Source organism: Roseburia sp. AM51-8, assembly GCF_003478275.1.
Taxonomy (GTDB): Bacteria; Bacillota; Clostridia; order Lachnospirales; family Lachnospiraceae; genus Pararoseburia; species Pararoseburia lenta.
The window spans coordinates 1-22,481 of the sequence record NZ_QUEY01000001.1; the positions used below are offsets into that span (position 1 = coordinate 1).

22 protein-coding genes, 8 tRNA genes, 1 rRNA gene and 1 pseudogene are annotated in these 22,481 nt (G+C 46.3%); 23 read left to right on the forward strand and 9 right to left on the reverse strand.

What is annotated here, in order from left to right; all coding sequences use genetic code 11:
• The 9 genes from DW996_RS00005 to DW996_RS00045 form a co-directional block, all read left to right on the forward strand.
• Positions 1–109, forward strand: a 23S ribosomal RNA gene (locus DW996_RS00005); the annotation flags it as partial.
• A gap of 56 nt (positions 110–165) precedes the next feature.
• A tRNA-Asn gene (locus DW996_RS00010) sits at positions 166–238 on the forward strand.
• A gap of 40 nt (positions 239–278) precedes the next feature.
• Positions 279–350: transfer RNA gene (locus DW996_RS00015), tRNA-Glu, on the forward strand.
• An 85-nt stretch (positions 351–435) separates the two neighbouring features.
• Positions 436–508 (forward strand) — tRNA-Thr (locus DW996_RS00020).
• An 8-nt stretch (positions 509–516) separates the two neighbouring features.
• A tRNA-Ile gene (locus DW996_RS00025) sits at positions 517–590 on the forward strand.
• A gap of 39 nt (positions 591–629) precedes the next feature.
• Positions 630–703: transfer RNA gene (locus tag DW996_RS00030), tRNA-Asp, on the forward strand.
• Between the two features lie 4 nt (positions 704–707).
• Positions 708–780: transfer RNA gene (locus tag DW996_RS00035), tRNA-Val, on the forward strand.
• A 215-nt stretch (positions 781–995) separates the two neighbouring features.
• Positions 996–1,079: transfer RNA gene (locus DW996_RS00040), tRNA-Leu, on the forward strand.
• A gap of 75 nt (positions 1,080–1,154) precedes the next feature.
• Positions 1,155–1,228, forward strand: a tRNA-Arg gene (locus DW996_RS00045).
• 48 nt (positions 1,229–1,276) lie between these two features.
• Here the strand turns inward: DW996_RS00045 and DW996_RS00050 are convergent.
• Together DW996_RS00050 and DW996_RS00055 are read right to left on the reverse strand one after the other, a co-directional pair.
• Positions 1,277–1,915, reverse strand: a complete 639-nt coding sequence (locus DW996_RS00050; RefSeq protein ID WP_118280714.1) for a hypothetical protein — start codon at positions 1,913–1,915, stop codon at positions 1,277–1,279.
• Positions 1,905–2,192, reverse strand: coding sequence for a cysteine-rich small domain-containing protein (locus DW996_RS00055; RefSeq protein WP_118280715.1), 288 nt, complete (start codon positions 2,190–2,192; stop codon positions 1,905–1,907). The genes DW996_RS00050 and DW996_RS00055 overlap by 11 nt, the downstream gene beginning before the upstream one ends.
• A gap of 204 nt (positions 2,193–2,396) precedes the next feature.
• Between DW996_RS00055 and DW996_RS00060 the strand changes: the two genes are divergently transcribed.
• The 3 genes from DW996_RS00060 to DW996_RS00070 all read left to right on the forward strand — a co-directional run bounded on the left by DW996_RS00060 (position 2,397) and on the right by DW996_RS00070 (position 6,204).
• Positions 2,397–4,250 carry an ABC-F family ATP-binding cassette domain-containing protein gene (locus DW996_RS00060; RefSeq protein ID WP_118534486.1) on the forward strand — a complete coding sequence of 618 codons (1,854 nt, stop codon included), beginning with the start codon at positions 2,397–2,399 and terminating at the stop codon, positions 4,248–4,250.
• Between the two features lie 69 nt (positions 4,251–4,319).
• On the forward strand, positions 4,320–5,705 hold the full coding sequence (locus DW996_RS00065) for an MATE family efflux transporter (RefSeq protein ID WP_118280717.1): 1,386 nt from the start codon (positions 4,320–4,322) through the stop codon (positions 5,703–5,705).
• 52 nt (positions 5,706–5,757) lie between these two features.
• Positions 5,758–6,204: a PH domain-containing protein gene (locus DW996_RS00070; RefSeq protein WP_243098620.1), complete on the forward strand. Its 447-nt coding sequence runs from the start codon at positions 5,758–5,760 to the stop codon at positions 6,202–6,204.
• A 59-nt stretch (positions 6,205–6,263) separates the two neighbouring features.
• Here DW996_RS00070 and nagA read toward each other — a convergent pair whose 3' ends face one another.
• Together nagA and nagB are read right to left on the reverse strand one after the other, a co-directional pair.
• A complete protein-coding gene (nagA, locus tag DW996_RS00075) occupies positions 6,264–7,421 on the reverse strand; it encodes an N-acetylglucosamine-6-phosphate deacetylase (RefSeq protein WP_118534487.1) in 1,158 nt (385 codons plus the stop codon).
• A gap of 66 nt (positions 7,422–7,487) precedes the next feature.
• A complete protein-coding gene (nagB, locus tag DW996_RS00080; protein WP_118534488.1) occupies positions 7,488–8,213 on the reverse strand; it encodes a glucosamine-6-phosphate deaminase in 726 nt (241 codons plus the stop codon).
• 146 nt (positions 8,214–8,359) lie between these two features.
• On the opposite strand from nagB, the gene DW996_RS00085 reads away from it, so the two are divergent.
• The 3 genes and pseudogenes from DW996_RS00085 to DW996_RS14975 all read left to right on the forward strand — a co-directional run bounded on the left by DW996_RS00085 (position 8,360) and on the right by DW996_RS14975 (position 10,782).
• Entirely contained in the window at positions 8,360–9,244 is an 885-nt protein-coding gene (locus DW996_RS00085; protein ID WP_118534489.1) for a MurR/RpiR family transcriptional regulator, read from the forward strand.
• A gap of 121 nt (positions 9,245–9,365) precedes the next feature.
• Positions 9,366–9,884, forward strand: a complete 519-nt coding sequence (locus DW996_RS00090; protein WP_118281348.1) for an RNA polymerase sigma factor — start codon at positions 9,366–9,368, stop codon at positions 9,882–9,884.
• A gap of 530 nt (positions 9,885–10,414) precedes the next feature.
• A pseudogene (locus DW996_RS14975) lies at positions 10,415–10,782 on the forward strand (RsiV family protein).
• Here DW996_RS14975 and DW996_RS00100 read toward each other — a convergent pair.
• Both DW996_RS00100 and DW996_RS00105 read right to left on the reverse strand, forming a co-directional pair.
• Positions 10,736–11,041, reverse strand: a complete 306-nt coding sequence (locus DW996_RS00100) for a hypothetical protein (protein ID WP_118534490.1) — start codon at positions 11,039–11,041, stop codon at positions 10,736–10,738. The pseudogene DW996_RS14975 and the gene DW996_RS00100 overlap by 47 nt on opposite strands.
• A 14-nt stretch (positions 11,042–11,055) precedes the next feature.
• A complete protein-coding gene (locus tag DW996_RS00105) occupies positions 11,056–12,273 on the reverse strand; it encodes a hypothetical protein (protein ID WP_118534491.1) in 1,218 nt (405 codons plus the stop codon).
• A gap of 76 nt (positions 12,274–12,349) precedes the next feature.
• Here DW996_RS00105 and DW996_RS00110 point away from each other — a divergent pair, with 76 nt between their 5' ends.
• The 7 genes from DW996_RS00110 (at position 12,350) to DW996_RS00140 (ending at position 18,489) form a co-directional block, all read left to right on the forward strand.
• A complete protein-coding gene (locus DW996_RS00110; RefSeq protein ID WP_158575115.1) occupies positions 12,350–13,276 on the forward strand; it encodes an acyltransferase family protein in 927 nt (308 codons plus the stop codon).
• Positions 13,277–13,377: 101 nt separating this feature from the next.
• Positions 13,378–13,893, forward strand: a complete 516-nt coding sequence (locus DW996_RS13525; RefSeq protein WP_118534493.1) for a DUF6020 family protein — start codon at positions 13,378–13,380, stop codon at positions 13,891–13,893.
• Between the two features lie 14 nt (positions 13,894–13,907).
• Positions 13,908–14,726, forward strand: coding sequence for a DUF6020 family protein (locus DW996_RS13530; RefSeq protein ID WP_118534494.1), 819 nt, complete (start codon positions 13,908–13,910; stop codon positions 14,724–14,726).
• 104 nt (positions 14,727–14,830) lie between these two features.
• Positions 14,831–15,736: a quinolinate synthase NadA gene (nadA, locus tag DW996_RS00125; protein WP_118534495.1), complete on the forward strand. Its 906-nt coding sequence runs from the start codon at positions 14,831–14,833 to the stop codon at positions 15,734–15,736.
• A gap of 19 nt (positions 15,737–15,755) precedes the next feature.
• Positions 15,756–17,045 (forward strand): L-aspartate oxidase, encoded by a 1,290-nt coding sequence (locus DW996_RS00130; RefSeq protein WP_118534496.1) that lies wholly within the window; start codon positions 15,756–15,758, stop codon positions 17,043–17,045.
• A gap of 26 nt (positions 17,046–17,071) precedes the next feature.
• On the forward strand, positions 17,072–17,932 hold the full coding sequence (gene nadC, locus DW996_RS00135; protein ID WP_118534497.1) for a carboxylating nicotinate-nucleotide diphosphorylase: 861 nt from the start codon (positions 17,072–17,074) through the stop codon (positions 17,930–17,932).
• 11 nt (positions 17,933–17,943) lie between these two features.
• Positions 17,944–18,489, forward strand: coding sequence for a transcription repressor NadR (locus DW996_RS00140; protein ID WP_118280728.1), 546 nt, complete (start codon positions 17,944–17,946; stop codon positions 18,487–18,489).
• A gap of 577 nt (positions 18,490–19,066) precedes the next feature.
• On the opposite strand, the gene DW996_RS00145 is transcribed toward DW996_RS00140, so the two are convergent.
• From DW996_RS00145 to DW996_RS00155, 3 genes are read right to left on the reverse strand one after another with little or no spacing between them, the layout of a single operon-like run.
• Complete coding sequence (locus DW996_RS00145; RefSeq protein ID WP_118534498.1) at positions 19,067–19,858, reverse strand: DUF4097 family beta strand repeat-containing protein; 792 nt, start codon at positions 19,856–19,858, stop codon at positions 19,067–19,069.
• A gap of 11 nt (positions 19,859–19,869) precedes the next feature.
• Positions 19,870–20,859 (reverse strand): permease prefix domain 1-containing protein, encoded by a 990-nt coding sequence (locus DW996_RS00150; protein WP_118534499.1) that lies wholly within the window; start codon positions 20,857–20,859, stop codon positions 19,870–19,872.
• Positions 20,860–20,861: 2 nt separating this feature from the next.
• On the reverse strand, positions 20,862–21,203 hold the full coding sequence (locus DW996_RS00155) for a PadR family transcriptional regulator (protein WP_118280731.1): 342 nt from the start codon (positions 21,201–21,203) through the stop codon (positions 20,862–20,864).
• Positions 21,204–21,376: 173 nt separating this feature from the next.
• Between DW996_RS00155 and fliB the strand changes: the two genes are divergently transcribed.
• The gene (gene fliB, locus DW996_RS00160; RefSeq protein ID WP_147403499.1) at positions 21,377–22,462 is read left to right on the forward strand and encodes a flagellin lysine-N-methylase; all 1,086 of its coding nucleotides are present in this window, start codon (positions 21,377–21,379) and stop codon (positions 22,460–22,462) included.
• The last annotated feature ends 19 nt before the right edge of the window (positions 22,463–22,481 follow it).

Here is a 22,481-nt window from a genome sequence, read left to right on the forward strand (position 1 = left end):
TCCTATAAGGAGATAAGATCCCTTGAAGACTACAAGGTAGATAGGACAGAGGTGGAAGTGTAGTAATACATGTAGCTGACTGTTACTAATAGATCGAAGGCTTAACCAAGAAGGTTTGATTCAAAGAATCTGTATGAAATTTTGAAGGTGTTATACCTTTTATATTCCTCCTTAGCTCAGTCGGTAGAGCATGCGGCTGTTAACCGCAGTGTCGTTGGTTCGAGTCCAACAGGGGGAGTTTTTTATTACGCAGATATATTTCTGCGCTATATCTTTATGGCTCCGTGGTCAAGCGGTTAAGACATCGCCCTTTCACGGCGGTAACACGGGTTCGATTCCCGTCGGAGTCACTGATTGAAGTAGCACTTATGACTAAATACGTATCGTACTAACTCGGACGGCGCTACGCTTGTTCTCGTTAAGTGCTCATAACAGGCCGATGTGGCTCAATTGGCAGAGCAGCTGATTTGTAATCAGCAGGTTATCGGTTCGAGTCCGATCATCGGCTTTTAATTTGGACCTTTAGCTCAGTTGGTTAGAGCAACCGGCTCATAACCGGTCGGTCCTGGGTTCGAGTCCCCGAAGGTCCACTCTATAGTTAAAGGTTTTGTACTCGATTTCTTTTATTTGGCCTAATGGCTCAGTTGGTTAGAGCGCCGCCCTGTCACGGCGGAGGTCGCGGGTTCGAGTCCCGCTTGGGTCGTTATGGGATCTTAGCTCAGCTGGGAGAGCATCTGCCTTACAAGCAGAGGGTCATAGGTTCGAGCCCTATAGGTCCCATTATATATGTCATCTGATTTGAACCATCATATGTCATATAGTAGTAGCACTTTAAGTGCTCGTAACAGCACTTCGTTTGTTCTCGTTAGGTGCTCGTAACAGCACTTGACTACTAAGTTCGAACATCACTAACGTTCGTTCTCACTAAGGGTCAAGTATGTATCGCACTAAACTCGAACGGCGCTATGCTTGTTCTCGTTAAGTGCTCGTAACAAGCCGCAGTGGCGGAACTGGCAGACGCGCAGGACTTAAAATCCTGTGGTGGTGACATCGTACCGGTTCGATTCCGGTCTGCGGCAGTTCATTTTTTCCTTGACAAACCAAGAAAAAGATGTATAATTAAATATGTTGTGTGAGCAACGTATAAATAGTATGTGTGTGTAGCTCAGCTGGATAGAGCACTTGGCTACGGACCAAGGTGTCGGGGGTTCGAATCCTCTCACGCACGTCTTACAAAAAAGGACAAGGCAAACTGCCTTGTCCTTTTTGTTATAGCCTATTTCTTATGAAATATCTGCATAGCCCCATAAGTGCGGGGAATCTGCTTGGCAGAGACTTTTCGTGATGGGCAGGAAAAGTTCTTGCAAGTGTCGCAGGAGTTGCATAATTGATTTAATGCCGCGTGGCGCTTGGTATCTAAATGCAGGATCAGGGTGGCGGTCTTTAAGGGACTTAGCATATTGCTCTCAGTCAGGCTTATGTCACCCGGATTAAGGTTATCATAGATCTGTGGAAGCAGATCCAAAGGATAGTCATCGCCCAGAAATGACAATTTTTCCAGGTAGAGGCTGCTTTCACCTTCGATCATATGGGCAAAGTCCTCGTATGCCTTAGAGAGGAGCAGGAGGCTGATACAATCCACGATATAAGCCTCCTGTATCTGTTCATGATTGAGATAGAGTTCCGAAAATTCATCAACACCATTCCCTAAGGTCACAAAGCCATAGGCATAGTGAGAAAGGGAAATTTCGGGGAGATCCTGCTTTAAAGAATAATAGGCATAGCAATCGACCAGGGGCAGGAGCGCCTGATAAATCGCCTGGATCCGCCTTAATTCCTTTGCAGGAAAATGAAAACGGTCGCAAAAATCTTTCCAATCGCCGGTGGATAATTTGGGCAGCAGTTTACACTTCATGAGATCCATCCTCCTCCCCATTGCGTTTGATAAGATCTGCAATTTCCCCAAAACGTGCGTTTACCAGATCGTAGTTCTTGCGATGATGGGGAAAGGCACAGTTCATACAGGATTTGACTCCATTTTCTAAAAATTCATAGTTCCCGCCACAGGACTTGCCCAGAGCATAAAGCGGACAATAACAAAAAAGACAGTTAAAGTCAGCCTCCGGGATGCCCTTATGACAGGGAAAATATTCACATTTTTTATTCTGAAAAAATTTATAATATTGACTCATGAGATTATCATACCCTATTTTGCATAAAGTTCAAAGAAAAGATTATATAAGTTAGCCTGCCGGTGGTTTCTTTGCTCAAATTGTGGTATTCTAAGTAGGCATGCATATTGGAAATATCATGGTTATAGTGACCATGTAAATAGCAATAGATGGAAGACCAAACGGAAGAAAACGACAGTTACTCGCGGAGGATTGGAAGAAAAAATGAACTTACTTACTATAAAAAATCTGACGAAGGCATATACCGATAAGGTCCTGTTTGATGGGATCGATTTTAGTCTGGAAGAGGGTGAAAAAGTCGGCATCATCGGGATTAACGGTACAGGCAAATCAACCCTTTTGCGCATTATTGCAGGCATCGAGGAAGGGGATACCGGGGAATATACCAAGGGTAATCATGTGGTGATCAATTATCTGCCACAGAATCCGGAATTTGCACCGGGACAGACGATCTTGGAATATGTCATTGGACAGAACCAGATGCATGGCATAGCAGGAGATACCAGCCTTTCCGGAGACTATGGCGTGGAGGGAGAAGCCAAGAGTATTTTAAACCGTCTGGGCTTTACGGACCTGAATCAGCCGATCGATCATTTATCCGGGGGACAAAAGAAAAAGGTTGCCCTGGCAGCCGTCCTTTTATCAAAAAATGAGATTCTGATCATGGATGAGCCGACCAACCATTTGGATCACAATATGACAGAATGGCTGGAGGGCTGGCTCAAGTCTTATCGGGGCAGTCTGATCATGATCACGCATGACAGGTATTTTCTGGATCTGGTCTGCAATCGTATCGTGGAACTGGATAAAGGAAAATTATATTCATACAAAACAAATTATGAAGGATTTCTTGCGCTTAAAGCAGAGCGGGAGGAGATGGCGCTGTCTACGCAGGCAAAACATCAAAATATCCTGCGCAAGGAGATCGCCTGGATGCAGCGTGGGGCAAGAGCGCGTTCGACCAAGCAGAAAGCCCATATTAAGCGTTATGAGGCTTTGCGCGATGAGGAAAAGGTAGCCGTGGATACGGAGGTGGAGATTGGCAGTCTGTCGACGCGTCTGGGCAATAAAACGATCGAGGTGGATGATATTGCAATCGCCTATGAGGGAAAACCACTGATCCGGGATTTTACCTATCATTTCTTGAAGAAAGACCGTATTGGCATTCTGGGACCAAATGGCTGCGGCAAGACCACCCTCTTAAAAATGATCATGGGAGAAGTGCAGCCGGATCAAGGACGTATTGAGATCGGGGAAACGGTCAATATCGGTTATTATGCGCAGGAGGCAAAGGATATGGATCCGGGACAGCGTGTCATTGATTATATCAAGGATACCGCCGAATATATCCGCACGGAAGACGGCTATATCTCTGCGTCACAGATGTTGGAAAAGTTTTTATTTGCAGGCTCTTTGCAGTACCAGATGATCGGAAAATTATCCGGTGGCGAGAAAAGACGACTTTATCTGGCAAAAATACTGATGGGAGCACCAAATGTTTTGATCTTAGATGAGCCGACCAACGATCTGGATATTTCTACCCTTTGTATTTTGGAAGATTATCTTGACACATTTCCGGGGATTTTGATCACGGTTTCCCATGACCGCTATTTCTTAGACCGCGTGGTCGATCATATGCTGGTATTTGAGTGGGCAGGAAAAATCTCCCTTTTTAACGGCTCTTATCAGGAATATTATGAGACCTATGGCGGGGAGAGTCTGACGGATCCGGGGGAAAAAGACAAGACAGGTCAGCAGACTGGGGAAGAAACGGCAAATCTGTCCGGTGCCCAGGCTTATAAAATGCAAAAGGAACAGAGCAAGAAACTGAAATTTACTTACAATGAGCAGCGGGAATATGAAAGTATCGAGGATGACATTGCAGGCTTGGAAGAAGCATTGGAAAAATTAGATGAGGATATGGCTGCCAATGCGACCAACTCCGTGAAATTAGGTGAGTTGCTGGAGGAGAAAAAGAAAGTCGAGCAGACTCTGGAAGAAAAAATGGAGCGCTGGGAACATTTAGAGGATCTGGCAGCTAAGATCGCAGCACAGTAGGAACGTTCCTTTTGCCACATGGACTGTCCCGTTTGGCACAGATAAGCAAAGAGAAAGAGGTAAGTTTTGATGGAAAAGATTAAGAAGAAATACATAGGGACCGGGGCATTTTACCGGCGTTATTTATATCTGGCGCTGCCAATGATCCTACAGAATGCCATTACCAATCTGGTCAGTTTTTTGGATAATATCATGGTGGGACAATTGGGCACGGAGCAGATGTCCGGCGTTGCCATTGTCAACCAGTTGATTTTTGTCTACAATCTGGCGATCTTTGGCGCGGCATCCGCGGCGAGCATTTTTGGCGCTCAGTATTTTGGTAAGGGCGACCACAAGGGGCATATGTATTCCTTCCGTTTTAAGTTGTATGCGACTTTGCTGGTCACGGTCATTGCCATGACTTTGTTTGCAAGTCGAGGAAGCCAGTTGATCTCTTTATATCTGACAGATACGACAGGAAGCGGAGCGACAGAAGTGGCTTTAAAATATGGTCTGCAATATCTGGCGGTCATGCTGTTTGGTTTGATACCGTTTGCCGTCAACCAGTCTTATGCAACCAATATCAAGGAAACAGGACAGACCATGGTGCCGATGATCGCAAGTTTTGTGGCGGTAGGTTCCAATGCAGTCTTAGATTACCTTCTGATCTTTGGAATCGGACCATTTCCAAAATTGGGCGTTGTGGGAGCCGCACTGGCAACGGTCTTGGCGCGTTATATTGAGGCGGGGATCGTGATCCTATGGGCGCATACCCACCAGACGAAAAACCGCTATCTGGAGGGAGCCTACCGGGGATTCGGCATACCGAAGGCCGAACTTAAAGCAATCCTTGTCAAGGGACTGCCCCTTATGATCAATGAAGTCTTGTGGGCAGCAGGTATGACGACGGTCAACCAGTGCTATTCCATCCGCGGCATTGCTGTTGTGGCAGGTGTCAATATTGCGGCAACGATCACAAATCTCTTTAATATCGTCTATATCCAACTGGGAGCCTGCATCAGTATTATCGTTGGGCAGTATCTGGGAGCGGGAGATTTGGAGGAAGCCAAGGATGCCGATAACAAGATGATCGCTTTCAGTGTATTCTGCTGTGTCATTGTGGCTTTTTGCATGTTTGTACTGGGACGCTTTTTCCCGCGTATTTATAACACTACGGATGAAATCAAATCGTTGGCGGCAAATTTCATTGCGGTATCTGCCATGATCATGCCGTTTTGCTCCTTTTCGCATGCCTCTTATTTTACCCTGCGTTCCGGGGGAAAGACCTTTGTCACCTTTTTGTTTGACTCTGTCTTTACCTGGGTGGTCGTGGTACCGGTGGCATATGTGCTGGCGCATTTTACGGGGCTTGGCATCGTAAGCATTTACTTTTTCGTACAGGCGACCGAACTGATCAAGGTCATCATTGGTTACTTTATGGTGAAAAGCAATGTCTGGCTGGTGCAGATGGTATAGAAAATTCTTACTTGCGCAGTAAGGCAAGGAAACGTATACTAGGAGTAAAGATATGCACGAAACCGAGGTTTTGGGGCTGGGATTGGAGCGCAAAGGAGAAGATATGGCTGAGAGAAATGTAATTTGGAGTGACCGCAAGAGAACTTTATTTGGCTTGCCACTGAGTTTTACAAAATATACTTTGACGGAGGATCGTCTGTTTGTCCAGACCGGTTTTTTTACGACGGTAGAGGATGAGGTACGTTTGTATCGTATTCTGGATGTGAAACTGACCCGTACGCTGGGACAAAAGATCTTTGGCGTGGGAACCATTCAGGTATGTTCCGCAGACAAGAGCATGGCGGATTTTGAGATCGTCAGTGTAAAAAATGCGGCAGAGGTCAAAGAACGTCTGTCAGAATTAGTGGAGAAAAATCGTGTAGAAAAGCGTGTGATCAACCGTGAGTCTATGTTTGACAATGACGGCGATTCTGATGACGATGATGAGGATCTGCACTAAGAAGGTATAAAGCAAAAAGGGACGCTCCTTATGGCAAAAGGAGTGTCCCGAAAGAGGAACTACAGTACGCGCTGTAGTTCCATTTTTTTATTTACGAGTAAGATGTCAGCATATTTGCCCGGCGTAATGGAGCCGACTTGGTCGTAGATGTCAAGGCTTTTTGCCGGATGTATGGTGGCAGCAGCAATGGCTTCTTCCATAGGAACGCCGATCTCGATGGCATGACACATACTGTCATAGAGGTTGGTCACGGAGCCGGCGATGGTACCGTCATCCAATGTGGCAAGTTTGCCTTTGACATGGAAGATCTGACCGCCCAGTTCATAAGAACCATCCGAAAGTCCCGTGCCACGGATGGAATCACTGATGAGACAGATATGGTCAGGAAACATGCGAAAGGCATTGCGGATCATGGTGCCGTGGACATGGATGCCATCGGCAATGAGTTCGGCATAGATATCTTCAGCATCCATGGCGGCACCGATCAGTCCCGGTTCTCTGTGAAGAAGAGAAGGCATGGCGTTGAATAGATGTGTCAGATGGTCAGCCCCGGCAGTAATCGCTTTTTCTGCGGTAGCACAGTCGCAGGAAGTATGTCCGAGGGAAATCGTTACTTTCTCGTGATAGTCTCGGATAAAGTCGATATTGTCGGCGATGTTTGGGGCGACCGTTACCAGACGGATGGCACCCGATGCAGCCTTTTGACAGGCATCAAAAAATGCTGCACTTGCCGGACGCAGATAGCATGCCTGATGAGCACCTTTTTTTGCCTCATCCAAAAATGGTCCTTCCATATTGATACCGGCGATACGGGCATAACCGGATTCCACCGGATTCTGACCGGAAGCAGGTTGATCTGTTCTGACGTTTGCCAGATGGAAAAAGGATGGATCATCCAGACTGGCGTAAGCGGTTTCCAGAGTCTCCTGCGGCAGTGTCATGGAGGTTGGGCAGTAGGTCGTGATGCCGTGTGCTCTCTCATAGGCTAAAATCTTTTTGACACCACCCTTATCGCCATCCGAAAAATCACAGCCGACTGCGCCGTGGCTATGGATGTCGATCAGTCCGGGAAGAACAAATTGCCCTTCAGCATCGATGACATCTGCCTTATCTTCCGTGTAGGCATTCGGCGAGACAAATTTGCCGTCCTCTATATAAATATCTTTTTTTTCAAATCTTTTGTCTTGGGTAAAGACCAGTCCATTTTTAATGATCATAATGTGCATCTTCTTTCTTAAAGTCTTGTGCCAAAAGGGACACTCCTTGTGGCAAAAGGAACGTCCCTAAAGGAGGGACAGGGCTTCTTCGTCGGCAACTACGATCACATCCGGGTGGAGTTGCAGGATGGAAGCCGGAACCTGTGGCGTGATCGGTCCGTAGAGGGCATCGTAGATCGCCTGTGCCTTTGCCTTACCACTGGCAAGCAGGAGGATCTTTTTGGCTTCCATGATACCGCCGATCCCCATGGTAATGGCATGTGTCGGAACTTCATCCATAGAGGCAAAGAAGCGGGCATTGGCACTTCTGGTATTTTCGGAAAGGGTTACCACATGGGTTGCCTTGATATAAGAGTCAGTCGGCTCGTTGAAACCGATATGACCATTGCCACCGATACCGAGCAGTTGCAGGTCGATGCCGCCGCAGGCAGCGATCAGATCATCATATACCTTGCAGGCTTCCTCTGGATCCTCGGTAAGACCGTTTGGTACAAAGGTGCGGTCTTTGTTGACGTTGACATGGTTAAAGAGATTATCATTCATAAAATAGCGATAACTCTGGACATCAGCGGCACCGAGCCCCTTGTATTCATCCAGGTTGATGGTGGTGACCTGTGAAAAATCAATATCTCCCTTTTCGTACCACTCGATCAACTGCTTGTAAGTGCCTACCGGGGTAGATCCGGTTGCAAGTCCCAGCACGGAGGTCGGCTTTAAAATGACCTGTGCGGAAATGATGTTGGCAGCCTTACGGCTCAGTTCCTTAAAATCCTTTACTTTGTATAATAGCATAATATCCACTCCTTGCCTTTTGATTTCTTCTTTGTTATCATGTAAATGAAAATTATTTTCATTTCGAAGGTATAATATCACAATTATTTTCATAATACAATTATTTTTGAAAATCATTTTCAAAAAATAAAAAGGAAAGACGGCGGATGGAACAGCAGAATATCCTATTAAAAATACAGTCCATGGGAAATCAATTTACCAAGAAAGAAAGACAACTGGCAGATTATTGCCTGTCCCATCAGGACGAGATCATATATATGTCGATCACGGATCTGGCGCTTGCCTGTGGGGTGGGGGAAGCCAGTGTGACACGTTTTTGCCGCAAATTGGGCGCGCAGGGCTATCAGGATTTTAAGGTGCAGGTTTCGATCAGTCAGGCGCGGGTCGGAGCGATCTTAGAAGCCCATGCAGACGATAGGACGGGGGTAGAACATAGGCCGGAGCCGGAGGCGGCAGCCGGACAGACGGACTGGGCACAGAAGGTTTTCCTTGCTCACCGGAAGGCTCTGCATGAGACCATGCTGCTGGTGGATGAGAAAACTCTGCTTTCCATCGTGCAGATGTTTGAGCAGGCGGACAGGATCCACTTTTTTGGCGTCAGCGACAGTCTTTTGATGGCCCGGGAGGCGCACAGCAGGTTCGCCCGTGTCATGCCAAAGGTTGTCTGTGTGGAGGATCCCCACTTGCAGGCGATCGCGGCAACCATGATGACAGAGCGCGACGTCATGTTTATTTTTTCTTATTCCGGTGCCAGCAAGGATGCGGTACAGGTGGCGAGATTAGCCCATGAGGCGGGAGCAAAAGTGGCAGCAGTTACGCATTACACCAAGTCGCCGCTGACGGCTTATGCGGATGCCATCCTTTTGACCGGTATGCGTGAGGCACCTTTAGAGAGAGGCTCTATGGCGGCAAAAACGGCGCAACTATATCTGATCGACCTTTTATATCAGAGGTTTTATGAGAGAAACCGCGAAGAATGTCAAAAGAACAGTGAGCGGGCGATTGAGACAGTTGTGCGCGAGACCTACTAAGATAAGCAGGAGGATAAAAGTTTCGGCTTTGATAGAAAATTTTTTGGAGTTGAAACTTTTTTTGCTTCTGTGGCGTCTAATATATAGTTTCGAAACAAAAACAGATGATGGAGGTGAAAATATGCAGTCCTTTTTTCGCACAAAGAAAACAGAAGATGACAAACAGGAAATTGTCGAAGAAGCACTGCTTGCAAACTATGATTCTTACTATCGGCTGGCTTACGCTTATGTAAAAAATCCCGAAGATGCGGGAGATATTGTGCAGGAGGGAGCCTATCAGGCGATCAAAAAGTGCAGGACCTTAGAAAAGCCGGAATACGTTAAGACCTGGCTTTATCGCCTGATGCTCAATGAGGTATTTAGTTTTTGCCGGAAAAAGCAAAAGACGGTGAGTACGGAGGAAGTCGTGACGGAGCCATGGACGGAGGATCGTTATCAGGACATGGATCTCTGGAAGGCGCTGGATGCCTTGGAGGACAAGGATAGAACCGTGATCCTGCTGCGCTATTTTGAGGAGTATAAGATCAGTGAGATAGCAGACATTATGGATGAAAAAGTGAGTACGATCAAGAGCCGTCTGTATCGGGGCATCAAGAAGATGCGTATACAGATGGAGAATGACTGGATATGGGAGGAATAAGCATGGGACAAAAAGATTTGAAAGCATATAAAGAAGATTATGAATCCGTTCATATGAGCGAAGATCAGGTGGAGCAGATGAAAAAAAGGATGCAGCAGGCAAAACAGGAAACGCCAGAGAAAAAGATCATAGAGATGGGAAAAAGAGGAAACCGCATCTTAAAAATAGGGGCGACGGCAGCGGCAGTAGCCCTGGTATTTGTGGCTTTGCCAAATACATCGGCAAGCGTGGCGCAGGCAATGGAGCAGGTGCCGGTCTTGGGAAATCTGGTGAGCGCCGTTACTTTCCGCGATTATCAGTATGATGATGGCAAGAACGTGGCGGATGTCGATGAGCCAAAACTCGTGGCAGGGGATACGGACAATGCCAATCTGGCGCAGTCTGTAACAGAAGTCAATGCGGAGATCGCAGCGATCAGCGAACGCTATATCACAGAGTTTGAGAACAATATGAGAAATCAGGGCTATCAGGATATTACGATCAAACATGAAGTGATCAGCACGACTGATGATTACTTTACCTTGAAACTCATGTGTTATCAGGCGGCAGGCAGCGGCTCGGAAGAAGATTATTACTATACGATCGATCTTGCGACCGGACAGCGTCTTGCTTTAGCAGACCTTTTCAAGGATGGTGCAGACTATGTGACACCGATCAGCAAGAATATCAAAAAGCAGATGCGGGCACAGATGAAAGCGGATGAGAATGTGATGTATTGGATCGACGACCCGGAAGTGCAGAGTGGAACTTTGATGCGATCGCTGCTGACCAATCCTTTTATCTAAATGACAAGGGCAACATTGTGATCTGCTTTAACGAAGGCGATGTCGGACCGATGTCTATGGGCTGTCCTAGTTTTGAGATCCCACACAAAGTGGTTTCTGATATTTTGAAGTAGTGGCACACAGGACGAAGAATGGCAGATAGGAGATCAGATATCTGGCATTTGTCTCAAAAAGTGTAACCATGGCAAAGATGCCGAGAAGTGCCAGATGGATCAGACATTCCTCTGATGTGGAAGGACGCTTCAACAAGAGAAAAGCATGATAGAAACAAAGCAGTAAGGTGCAGATCCAGACGATCTGCGCCAACTGCACATAATAAGTGAAATATTTTCCACCGGTGCCGATGACATAGTCGGCATCGGTATTTTTCATATAGTAGAAATTTTCTAACAACCGGGAAATCCCGTCCGATCTTTGTGGGATATATTCATCAAAATCTGCGCCCTCTTTGCCCCAGCCAAAGGTTCCGTTGGAAAAATTACAGACAGTCTTTCGCAGGACATGATAGAGATAACCGGAGAAGCCATATCCTGCAAACGTTTCTTGAGCAGGGTCAGATTGGCATCTTTTTTTGCATCGTAATCGTAGATGGATGTCGAGAGTTCATCGTCGGTTTGGCTGTAATTGCCGATGGTCTTTTCGTTCAGTCCCATCATGGCATAGTGAGCGAAAGATTTTTCCACGCTCTTATCCGGTGCTATAGCCAGATAGGATGTCATGCCTTTGGAAGCAAGCGCTGAAAGGGCAAAAAGAGCGGCAAAGGTGCAAAGCATCACGATTGCTTTTTTCAGACCATACTGAAATTGCCCGCGTACAAGGTCCAAGGCAAAAAGGATAGCCAGTGCGATCAGGATGATGAGATTGGTCGGTTTGAGCAGGCGTCCAAAGATCGCAGGCAGGCAGATCAGAGAGGTTTTTATCCAAAGTGGCATAGTATCTTTTCGCTTCATTTGCAGGTAGAGGTAAAAGGTCAGGATCGGCAAAGGCAGGGATAAAATATCGCTGTAAGGGACAAAGATCCAAGGGGTCAGCCCAAAGAGCAGCAAACCCAGAAGAAAAGTACCACTGACGACCGCGCGGGAGTCTGTCAGAAGCAGGACGCAGCGGCAGGTCAGATAGAGGGCGATATTACTGCAGAGGATGCCAAAGGGGATCAAAAGATAATAGCCGTCTACAGAGAAAAACTTTCCTATTTGCAGGAAAAGCACCGTAATAAAATAAATGCAGGTATTGTTGGGATTGGTGGCAAAGTAAGTCGGAGCATAAGGGTAGACTTGTCCCTGCACAAAATACTGGGCGCTGATACGTACGATCCCGACATCAAAGCCTACATAAAACCAGATATGATAGGCGATAAAGACCTGTAAAAGGAGGGCGAGCAGACAGGCAAGGCGCAGATGCCCTAAGTTGGCGCTTGTGCACCTTTTTCCCATAAAACGCTGCCACAGATACAGGAGCAGGAGACAGGGCAAGAGGTAGCAGGCGATCGGGGCGATTTCCTTTAAGTAAGGAAGCTCCACGGTTCTCTGGAAAAAAATGAGGGCAGTAAAGATAAATGCCATCATGATAAAAAAGACCATATCGAAAAACTTATATTTTTGCATAATATTCTCCAAACAACAAAAACTTAACGAAAATATGCTATCATTATATCATAAGTAAGACATGCAGGGGGACGGGATGAAGAAAAATCGCATGACCTATCTGGATATGGCAAAGGGGATCGGTATCCTGCTTATGATCGTGGGGCATACTATATCTTTGGGCTGGCAAAAGGATCTGATATATTCCTTTCACATGCCTCTTTTTTTTGTGTGCAGCGGCATGACGATGACATGGTCAAACCATTGGCTGGAGTGGAGAGAGGCTGCCAAAAAATCGACAAAACGCCTGCTCTTACCGGCACTTGTTCTGTTTATGGTCATGACTTTATGGACTTATCTTGTGGAAGGGCAGTTTGACGCGGCATACACAAAAGACTTTGCCCTGAATCGGCTGGCAAGTCTTTTGCTGGCGAGTGGATCGGATGTCATGGTCTTTGGAAAAGAGGTTGCAGCGATCGGTCTGCTCTGGTTTTTGCCGGCTCTTTTCTTTGCTCGGCTGCTTTTGGATGCCCTCCATGTGCTGATGCCGAAGAAATGGGAAAGCCTGGTTATCCTTGCTTGGGCACTGGTTCTTACCCTGCGCCTGTCACTGCCGCTGGCTTTGGATCTGGGACTTGCCGGGATAGGTTTTGTGGACATCGGTATCTGGCTAAGAGAAAGATTGCCACAGTGGGAGCAGGAAGAAAAAAAGAAGATTGCGACAGGGGATAAAGTTCTAATCGGTGCAGGTATCTTCTGGTTTTTGGCATTTCTTTTACAGGAAAAATCCGCCGTGCCCGCCTTTGACATGGCAAAAAGAGACTATGGCATTACTTTTCTTGGGCTTGCCATGGCTGCCTGTGGCAGTCTTAGCCTTATACTTTTGTGCCGAAAGTTAGAAAAGTATGTGCGCGCGGATGGTTTTCTGGCGACTTGTGGCAGATACAGCATGCTGCTTTTGTCCATACATTATCTGGCTATCTGCCTTATCTGTATTATGGATCTCTTTTTCCTATGGGAGTAGTCCGGTGCCTGTTTCGCCTTGTACTGGAGGTTTGTTTTAGTTTTTTCCTTATACTATGGAAGAAAAAGAAGGAGATACAGCAGGAGGTCTGGTGGAGCCGTATGGGATTTTTAGCGGTCTTTCTGCTACAGATGAACTATCTGCTCTTTTGCCGTTTCCCGGGAGGCTTGCAGTATGATTCCATCAATCAACTGACCCAGGTTGTGACCGGACAGTACAGCAACCACCATCCGATCTATCACACACTCTGGCTGACACTGGGCGTAAAACTGGCAGAAATATTGGGCGGAGACCTGACGTTGGGGGTATTCTTCTTTACCGTCATGCAAGTTCTTGTTTTTTCCTATATGGTGTCCTATCTTTTAAAGACCTTGCAGCAGATCGGGATCAGGCAAAGATATCTGGGGATTATTCTGGGATATTTCCTGTTTTTTCCTTATCATCTTTTCTTTGCTGCTTATGTCAATAAAGATACACTTTTTACCTGCTGCGGTGTCATTTTTGTTGTGTCATTTTATCGTTTGTCCTGTGCGCATTTTGCAGGATCAAAACGAGCAGATGTCTGCCATATGCTGATAGGTGGGCTGGGCGTATCTCTCTTGCGGAGCAATGGCTGATTGCCATTGGAATTTTGTTCTTTATCTTTTGGCTGGGGCACAAAAAGGATGGCGAGAGCATCCGGCTGGCGGTCATGGGATGTGTGGTGGCAATCTCTGTGGTCTTAGTGGCTGGACTAAGACTATTCCCGGAGATTGGGCAGGGGTATGAATCTGAAAAATTATCCATTCCCATCCAGCAGATTTCGCGCGTGATCGCAGAAGATAAGGAGTTATCAAAAGAGGAAAGGCAAGCGGTGGATGCATTGTGCCCGGAGGTCTCCCATATGACGGGGCAGACCTTTTCACAGTTTATCCATGACAATTACAATCCATGGCGTGCAGATGAGATCAAGGGACAGATCCAATTTTGGGGCAGGGATGCTTATCTAAAAAAGCACAAACTGGCATATCTGAAACTCTGGTTGTCGCTCGGGCTTCGGTATCCGAATACCTATTTTGAGGCATGGGTTCGTATGACAAACGGCTATTGGGGCTGGCGGGGGCATTCCGATTATCATCATTTTGTTTATAAAAATGATCTCGGGGTAAAAAATGTGATCCTGCTGCCGAAGGTCAATCAGGCAGTCAATGCCTATCTGCTTTTTATGCAGGAGAATACGATCATGAAATATTTCTTGCATCCGTCAAGTGCATGGTGGTGCTGTGTTGCCTTTTTGCTGATGCAGTTACGAAAAAAGCGTGAGAGGGGAAATCTTTATGTACTGCCACTGACGGTGGTCTGGACACTTTTTGTCGCGGTACCGCTGAATGGGGAAGTACGCTATGTTTACATATTATATGGATGCCTGCCGTTTTTGGCAGCGATTTTATTTGACCGGACCGCGGAGTAGTGGCTCGGTCTTTTTATGCCACACATGTAAAAACATGTGTCTTGTCACCTGACAAGCACTGTGGTATACTCCTAAAAGTATTAAGAAGTACAAAGGAGCAATTTATGTCAATCGTAGAGGATATCATCAGATTAAAGGAAGAAAAGAATGCGGTTATCTTAGCGCATTATTATGTGGACGAGGAAGTGCAGGATATTGCAGATTACATCGGCGATTCTTTTTATTTGAGCAAGGTAGCGACAAAGACGGATGCTGACCGCATCATCTTTTGTGGCGTTGAATTTATGGGAGAGAGTGCCAAGATCTTAAATCCGGACAAGCGTGTTTTTATGCCGGATGCGACAGCAGACTGTCCGATGGCACATATGGCGACCGGGGAGGAAATCGAAAAGGTCAAAGACCAGTATGAAGATGTGGCTGTTGTATGCTACATCAATTCGACTGCGGAATTAAAGACCATGGCAGATGTCTGCGTGACTTCATCCAATGCAGTGAAGATTGTGCGCAAACTGCCAAATGAAAACATTTTCTTTATCCCGGACCGTAATCTGGGATCGTATGTGGCAGAACAGGTGCCGGAAAAGAATATTATTTTAAATGCGGGTTGCTGTCCACGCCATGTCGCTATTACAGCGGACAAGGTAAAGGAGGCGAAAGCGGCACATCCAAATGCCCTTTTTGCAGCCCACCCGGAGTGTACCAAGGACGTTTTGGTGCAGGCAGATTATATAGGAAGTACCTCGGGTATCATTGACTACGTTGTAAATACTAACCACGACGAGTTCATCATCGGTACCGTGGATGGCGTTTTTGCTGAGATCAAAAAGCAGGCACCGGGCAAGAAACTTTACACGGTCAAGGATCAGCAGGTCTGCGTCAATATGAAAAAGGTGACTTTGGAAAAGGTTTTAGATGTTTTGGCACATGATACCAACGAGGTCTTTGTAGAAAAGAATCTGGCAGAAAAATCCATGAAGCCTTTACAAAAAATGCTGGAATTAGGCCAGTAATGTTTGGAGATGTAAGAAAATGAAAACAGATATTTTAGTTGCAGGATGCGGCTGTTCCGGTCTTTATCTTGCACTTAATTTGTCCAAAGATAAGGAAATACTGATCGTGACCAAGTCCGATGCCCAGAGTAATGATTCCTATCTGGCCCAGGGCGGCATGTGCGTGCTTACAAGGGAAGATGATTATGATGCTTACTTTGAAGATACGCTGGCTGCCGGACATTATGAAAACGACCGCAAATCCGTAGAGATCATGATTCGGTCATCGCAGGATGTTTTAAAGGATCTGATCGGCTGGGGCGCAGATTTTAAAAAGGATGCGGATGGCAACCTGCTTTATACCAGAGAGGGCGCGCACAGTGCCAAACGTATCGTCTTCCATGAGGATATGACCGGAAAAGAGATCACGAGTCACCTTTTGGCAGAGGCGAGAAAACGTGAGAATATCAAGATCATGGAATATACCACACTTGTAGATATTGTCAGCGCAGATAATGTTTGCTATGGCGGCATCCTTTGTATGGCAGACGGAACTCTTGAAAAAGTCAGTGCAGAAGAAGTCGTGCTCGCGACCGGCGGTGTCGGCGGTGTCTATCGCCATTCGACCAATTTCAGACACCTGACAGGTGACGGCATAGCCATGGCGATCAAGCATGGGGTGGAACTCAAGGACATCACCTATGTGCAAATCCATCCGACGACTTTTTATTCCACAGAAAAGGAACAGAGGAGTTTTTTGATCTCTGAGTCTGTGCGTGGGGAAGGTGCCAAATTATATGACAAATATGGCAACCGTTTTGTCAATGAACTTTTGCCGCGGGATCTTTTGACCCAGGAGATCCGCAAGCAGATGGAAAAAGATGGTACGGACTATGTCTGGGAAGACCTGCGGGAGATCCCGGCAGAGGAACTGGATTCCCATTTTCCAAATATTATTGAGCATTGTCGGCAGATGGGCTATGATGTGCATAAGGAATGTATTCCGGTCGTGCCGGCACAGCATTATTTTATGGGGGGCATCAAGGTCAACCATGAAAGCAAGACAAGTATGGAACATCTGTATGCCGTAGGTGAGACTGCCTGCAATGGTGTGCATGGCAAAAACCGTCTTGCCAGCAATTCCCTTTTGGAGAGTCTGGTCTTTGCAAAAAGGGCAGCATTGGATATGACGGAAAACCCGGGCAAAAGGGATGAAGATGCCGGGCGCAGGATCATGGATGCGATTGACCTTTCGACCTATGAGGATCGGGAGGCTTTGGAAGAAGAATATCAGTCAATGGTGCAGCAGGCAGTCAAGGCAAGTTCATAAGAGATATTTTTTAGAGGAGAGAGATTATGTTTGATCAGGTAACAATGACATTAAATGTAGACCCATATATCAGAAGCGCATTACAGGAGGACATCACGAGTGAGGATGTCAGCACCAACAGTGTGATGCCGGAGGCAAAACTTGGAGAGGTGGATCTGATCTGCAAACAGGATGGAATCATCTGTGGTTTACAGATCTTCAGCCGTGTGTTTGAGATGCTGGATCCAAAGACAAAAATCGAACTTTTTGCAAAAGACGGGGACGCGGTAAAAGCCGGGGATCATATGGCAAAGGTGACTGGGGATATCCGTGTGCTTTTGTGCGGAGAACGTACGGCACTCAATTATTTGCAGCGCATGAGCGGTATCGCGACTTATACCCATCAGATCACAGGCATGCTGGAAGGTACCGGCATCAAACTTTTGGATACCAGAAAGACAACGCCAAACAACCGTATTTTTGAAAAATATGCGGTTCGTGTGGGTGGAGGAAATAACCACCGTTATAATTTGACAGATGGGGTTCTTTTAAAGGATAATCATATTGGTGCAGCAGGCGGCGTGAAGGAAGCCATTGCGCGCGCCAAGGAATATGCGCCGTTTGTCCGCAAGATCGAGGTGGAAGTCGAAGATCTTTCCATGGTAAAAGAGGCAGTTGAGGCTGGTGCGGACATTATCATGTTAGATAATATGGATCATGATACCATGGCACAGGCAATGGCGATCATTGACGGAAAGGCAGAGGTCGAAGTCAGCGGCAATATGACCGAGGAAAATCTGGCAAAATTATCCGGTCTGGGTGTGGATTATGTTTCCAGCGGTGCGCTGACACATTCGGCACCGATCATGGATATTTCCTTGAAAAATCTGCATCCGATCGGAGCGTGAGGTAAGAAAAGTTGAGTGGAGAAGAACGTAGAAATCAGATCATTCATATTTTGCAATCGAGCGATACGCCTATCTCCGGTGTCAAACTGGCAAAGATGCTTGATGTGAGCCGGCAGGTCATTGTGCAGGATGTGGCATTGCTCCGTGCTAAGGACATCTGTATTCATTCGACCAACAGGGGCTATGTCATCGACAAGAATCAGGAGACCCTGCGTGTCTTCAAGGTCATCCATACAGAGGAGGAGACGGCAGAGGAACTACAGACCATCATTGATCTGGGAGGCTGGGTCAAGGATGTCTTTGTCTATCACAAGACCTATGGTGTGATCCGTGGAGAACTGAATATCCATTCCCGCTATGATATCGAGCAGTATATTGCAGAACTCAAAAGTGGCAAATCCAGCCAGTTGATGAATGTGACATCGGGCTATCATTATCATACAGTTTATGCGCGGGATGAGGCGGTCCTAGACCGGATTCAGGAACTCTTGGGAGAAAAAGGATTTTTGGCGAAATTGCAGGAATATGAACCGGTGAACTTTTGGGAAGAATCCTAGAGATAAAATCCGCAGATACATTTTGTGTCTGCGGATTTTTTTATGGGCGTAAGTGAGAAAGCACTGGGGGCGGGCAGGCGCAGGCACTAAGAAAAATATTAGGAGCCAATTCGTTACGTCTCTTAAAGAGACAATTTGTTTGTAACGAAACTGTCTCTTGCACGGCTTCGACAGTCGAGCGGATGTGTCCGTCTGTGGCAGATATTCAGGGGCGTCACTTATAAGAGGTGCTAAGGACTTGTTCTATTAGAAACAACTAGTTTGTGGCAACCGGCGCAAACGAACATCCATGTGAGGTTGCGCCTCTCGGGTACATCCGTGTACCCGAGTTGCCTAGTTATTTGCAAGTCCTAAGCACCTCTAATGCGTTTTGCATTCATATCTGCCACAGACGAACAGCATCCTGGGAGACTGTCTAACCTTGCAAAGACAGTTTTCATAAAATAAAACAAATGCCTCTTTATAGAGACGTAGAATTGCGCGACTTTTTTCTTAGTGCCTGCGCCTGCCCGCCCCCAGTGCTTTCTCACTTGCGCCCCAACAAAAAAGAGCGCCCCACAAAGGAACGCTCTAAGTCTTAGTATTCGATCGAGATATCGCCCGTGTCACTTGTGACGGTCAGGGTCTGTGTGTTTGCTGCTGCAGCATCCTGCTTGTAGTGGCTCCGGAAAGAACGATCATTGATCTCAATCTCGCCTATATCACAAGACAGATCCATCTTGTAGGAATCCAGCGGTGACGGAGTCTCAACATCAATATCGCCGACATCGGAACTAAGTGCTGCTGTCTGGAAAGTGACATTTTCCAGTGAAATATCGCCAACATCGGACTGGAGAGTGATGGTGGTAAAAAGATTGTCTGAAATATCAATATCTCCAACGCTGGAGGAAATATTCAGGGTATCGGTGCCTAATCTTTCCATAGTAAAGTCACCGACATCAATCGTTCCGTCGATCAGTTTTAGAACGGCATCCTTAGGAACCGTGATCTTACAAGTACAATCGGCATTGTTGGTCAGCCCATGTACTTTCTTTGTCTTTTGGCTGATATAAAGTGTTTCATTTTTTACCTCATACTGTGGCAGCAGATTTTCTTTGTTGGTCTTATAAGAAATCGCATAGGTGTCGCCATAAGCGATGCTAATATCAGATACTTCCATTTCCAGATGGATGTTTGAAAAAGCCGCCACTTCTTCGTATACTGTACTTCCGGATAGAAAAGACTCGGAGTCATTCACATCATCCAGATCATCACTCATGTCAGACAGCCAGTTGCCAGCCGGAAGCACTACATGAACGAGTAGTCCGATTGCAATACAGATAACAGTGATAATGGTTAATAGGGTTAAATACCATGTTCTTTTTTTCATAAGTAACCTCCTTAGTCAGCCCAGATATTCTTTATACATTTGTGAACGATGGCTGCCAGCGGCCAGATGATCCAGGTCATATACCAGTCAAAACTTAAAAAAGACCAGATCAGATAGGCTGCGGAAATGGTAGGCCAGTAAACAGACATGATGGCGGCAACCGTTTTATTGCTGTAATTTTCCTGCTTTTGATAATCTACATACTGTCCGCCCATGGAACGACTATCGTTGAGTTTTAAAAGGGTGTTAAAACCATCCATCTTGATGGATGTCAAAACGATCATAAATACACCGATGGCTATGATGATGAGTACCGCAGCACCGGAAATATTATCGATAAAGTCAGGCAGTGGCAAAGCATCCATGATAATGGCAGGTACAGCGCACAAAACGCAGAAGATGATGCCGACACTTAAGAGAACGGCATGTGTGGTGCGATACATATTGCGTCTGTCATGCACATATTCCGTGGTAGCAAAATCTAAAGAACAGTGCTGATGTTTCATAAATTCCCAACGGTTCATGGTAATGCCGGAAGTAACAAAAAGTGCTACTGCAATGGCTATGAAAAGAAACATGCCGATCACACCAAGAGCCTCCATGAACGTTTCTTTTTCGGTGAGTTCTCCGATGTTGCTCATAACGATCGTAGAGACCGGGCTCAGGATGCACAAGAGTACGCCAAGTGCAATCAGAAAGGCATGGCGGGAAGATGCTTTCAGGTATTCTTTTACTTCAGTAAGAGATACCATGCGCCCTGCTTCAAAGGTCTGGCTGTGGTGTAATACACTGTCAATGCCAAGATCCTCTGCCAGTTCATCCAGATTGCCAAACTCGGCGATCACGGTTCCGATGGCTTCGTTCTCTGTCTTGCCATCGGCAATGAGTTCCCGGTATTTGTCTTCCATCATCTGTCCGAGTTCGTATTTGGCTTTTTGCACTTCGGGGGTGTTTGGAAGATTTAAAAACATTGTCTCTAAATAATTTTTAATAGCGTCCATAACTATTCTCCTTGTTTTTTGATAAATTTTTCTACGACTTCTTTGGTTAATTGCCATTCGGCACATTTTTCATGATAGTATGCCCTGCCGGCATCGGTGATGCGATAGTAGGTGCGGCGTTTCCCGGTGTCCGGGTTGTTGCCGTCAAAGGAAGTGATGTAACCGTTCTTCTCCATACGGGTAAATGCGGAGTAGAGCGTCGTTTCCTTGATGCAGTATTTCTCATCGCTCATCGCCTTGATCTGTTTGGAGATCTCATAGCCATAGGATGGCTGATCCCAGAGCAGATACAGGATCATGGTATCGTTGTAGCCTCGAATGACATCGCTGCTGATTCTTGTCATATCATAGATCGCTCCTTCCATTTATCTGTCAAATGTCTGTTACTACGACAGCCAATGCTACGACTGACATTGCTACGTCTGTCGTAGTAACAATATATGACATTTCCTTGGGATTGTCAATAGGGAAAAAGAATTGTAGAATAAATCTATATCAAAAAAGGACGGAAAAGAAAATGCTGAGACGAAAAGTCAGAGGGTACGACAGTTTTCGATGTATTGCCGGAGATTGCCCCCAAACCTGTTGTGCAGGCTGGTTGATCGAGATCGATGATGAGGCTTTAGAGGGCTATCAAAAGGAGACAAGTGCTTATGGGGAGACCTTGCGCGCACGGATCGATTGGGAGGAAAAAGTATTCAGACAGGATGCGGACGCACGCTGTGCCTTCTTGCGCCAGGACGGTCTGTGTGATATGTATTGTCACTTGGGCGAGGACAGCCTTTGTTTGACCTGCACATCCTATCCCAGACATACCGAGGAATTTGAAAATGTCAGGGAATATTCGCTTGCTATTTCCTGTCCGGCAGTGGCGGAGCAGCTTTTAGCGACCACTCAGCCGCTTTCCTGGGAGACTTGGGAAGATGATGAGATAGAGGAGCCTTATGAAGAATTTCATGGAATTTTATATGAAAAATTAGTTGTAATGCGCGAGTCTATGATCGCCATTATGCAGGATCGTCGGATTCCTTTTGCCATTCGTTGTCACACCATGCTTAGAAAGGTAAATGCCATGCAGGAAGCCTTGGATGAGGGCAGATGGGAAGCCTGTCTTTTGGACGCCAAGGCGGCAGAGGATGCTAAAGAGGGTGTGAGAGCCTTTGCTTCCTTAGAAGATATGCATGTTCTGTTCCGCAATCTCTATGCCCTGGAGCCGCTTTCTTATATGTGGCGGGAACGTTTGCTGGCGGCAGAGCATCTTTTATATGAGACCGATCAAGAGACCTATACGCATCTGCAGCAGGAATTTGAGACCAGCCAGCCGGATCTTTTTGTCAAGATGGAGCAGATCGTCGTTTATTTCATTTTTGCCTATTTTTGCGGAGCCGTTTATGATGAGTATGTCTATGCGCTGGCGCAGGAGGCAGTCGTAAATGCCTATCTGATCCGTGAATTGTGGCTGGCAAAATGGCTTGAACAGGACAAGACCATAACGATAAAGGATATGGCAGAGATCGCTTATCGCTATTCCAGGGAATTGGAACACTCCGAAGAAAATCTGGAATGTATGGAAGAAATGATGGATGGGCAAATTTTAGTATAGATGTATGTGTGGTAGAGGA

What these genes read in the sequence shown, in the direction of transcription:
- nadC (WP_118534497.1), top strand. Translation starts at nt 17,072, where the DNA reads ATGTTTGATCAGGTAACAATGACATTAAATGTAGACCCATATATCAGA.
- DW996_RS00150 (WP_118534499.1), bottom strand. Translation starts at nt 20,859, where the DNA reads ATGGACGCTATTAAAAATTATTTAGAGACAATGTTTTTAAATCTTCCA.
- DW996_RS00060 (WP_118534486.1), top strand. Translation starts at nt 2,397, where the DNA reads ATGAACTTACTTACTATAAAAAATCTGACGAAGGCATATACCGATAAG.
- DW996_RS00145 (WP_118534498.1), bottom strand. Translation starts at nt 19,858, where the DNA reads ATGAAAAAAAGAACATGGTATTTAACCCTATTAACCATTATCACTGTT.
- DW996_RS00110 (WP_158575115.1), top strand. Translation starts at nt 12,350, where the DNA reads ATGAAGAAAAATCGCATGACCTATCTGGATATGGCAAAGGGGATCGGT.
- DW996_RS00050 (WP_118280714.1), bottom strand. Translation starts at nt 1,915, where the DNA reads ATGAAGTGTAAACTGCTGCCCAAATTATCCACCGGCGATTGGAAAGAT.
- DW996_RS00090 (WP_118281348.1), top strand. Translation starts at nt 9,366, where the DNA reads ATGCAGTCCTTTTTTCGCACAAAGAAAACAGAAGATGACAAACAGGAA.
- DW996_RS00130 (WP_118534496.1), top strand. Translation starts at nt 15,756, where the DNA reads ATGAAAACAGATATTTTAGTTGCAGGATGCGGCTGTTCCGGTCTTTAT.
- fliB (WP_147403499.1), top strand. Translation starts at nt 21,377, where the DNA reads ATGCTGAGACGAAAAGTCAGAGGGTACGACAGTTTTCGATGTATTGCC.
- DW996_RS00105 (WP_118534491.1), bottom strand. Translation starts at nt 12,273, where the DNA reads ATGCAAAAATATAAGTTTTTCGATATGGTCTTTTTTATCATGATGGCA.
- DW996_RS00055 (WP_118280715.1), bottom strand. Translation starts at nt 2,192, where the DNA reads ATGAGTCAATATTATAAATTTTTTCAGAATAAAAAATGTGAATATTTT.
- DW996_RS00085 (WP_118534489.1), top strand. Translation starts at nt 8,360, where the DNA reads ATGGAACAGCAGAATATCCTATTAAAAATACAGTCCATGGGAAATCAA.
- nagB (WP_118534488.1), bottom strand. Translation starts at nt 8,213, where the DNA reads ATGCTATTATACAAAGTAAAGGATTTTAAGGAACTGAGCCGTAAGGCT.
- DW996_RS00155 (WP_118280731.1), bottom strand. Translation starts at nt 21,203, where the DNA reads ATGACAAGAATCAGCAGCGATGTCATTCGAGGCTACAACGATACCATG.
- nadA (WP_118534495.1), top strand. Translation starts at nt 14,831, where the DNA reads ATGTCAATCGTAGAGGATATCATCAGATTAAAGGAAGAAAAGAATGCG.
- DW996_RS13525 (WP_118534493.1), top strand. Translation starts at nt 13,378, where the DNA reads ATGGGATTTTTAGCGGTCTTTCTGCTACAGATGAACTATCTGCTCTTT.
- DW996_RS00065 (WP_118280717.1), top strand. Translation starts at nt 4,320, where the DNA reads ATGGAAAAGATTAAGAAGAAATACATAGGGACCGGGGCATTTTACCGG.
- DW996_RS00070 (WP_243098620.1), top strand. Translation starts at nt 5,758, where the DNA reads ATGCACGAAACCGAGGTTTTGGGGCTGGGATTGGAGCGCAAAGGAGAA.
- nagA (WP_118534487.1), bottom strand. Translation starts at nt 7,421, where the DNA reads ATGATCATTAAAAATGGACTGGTCTTTACCCAAGACAAAAGATTTGAA.
- DW996_RS00100 (WP_118534490.1), bottom strand. Translation starts at nt 11,041, where the DNA reads ATGAAAAATACCGATGCCGACTATGTCATCGGCACCGGTGGAAAATAT.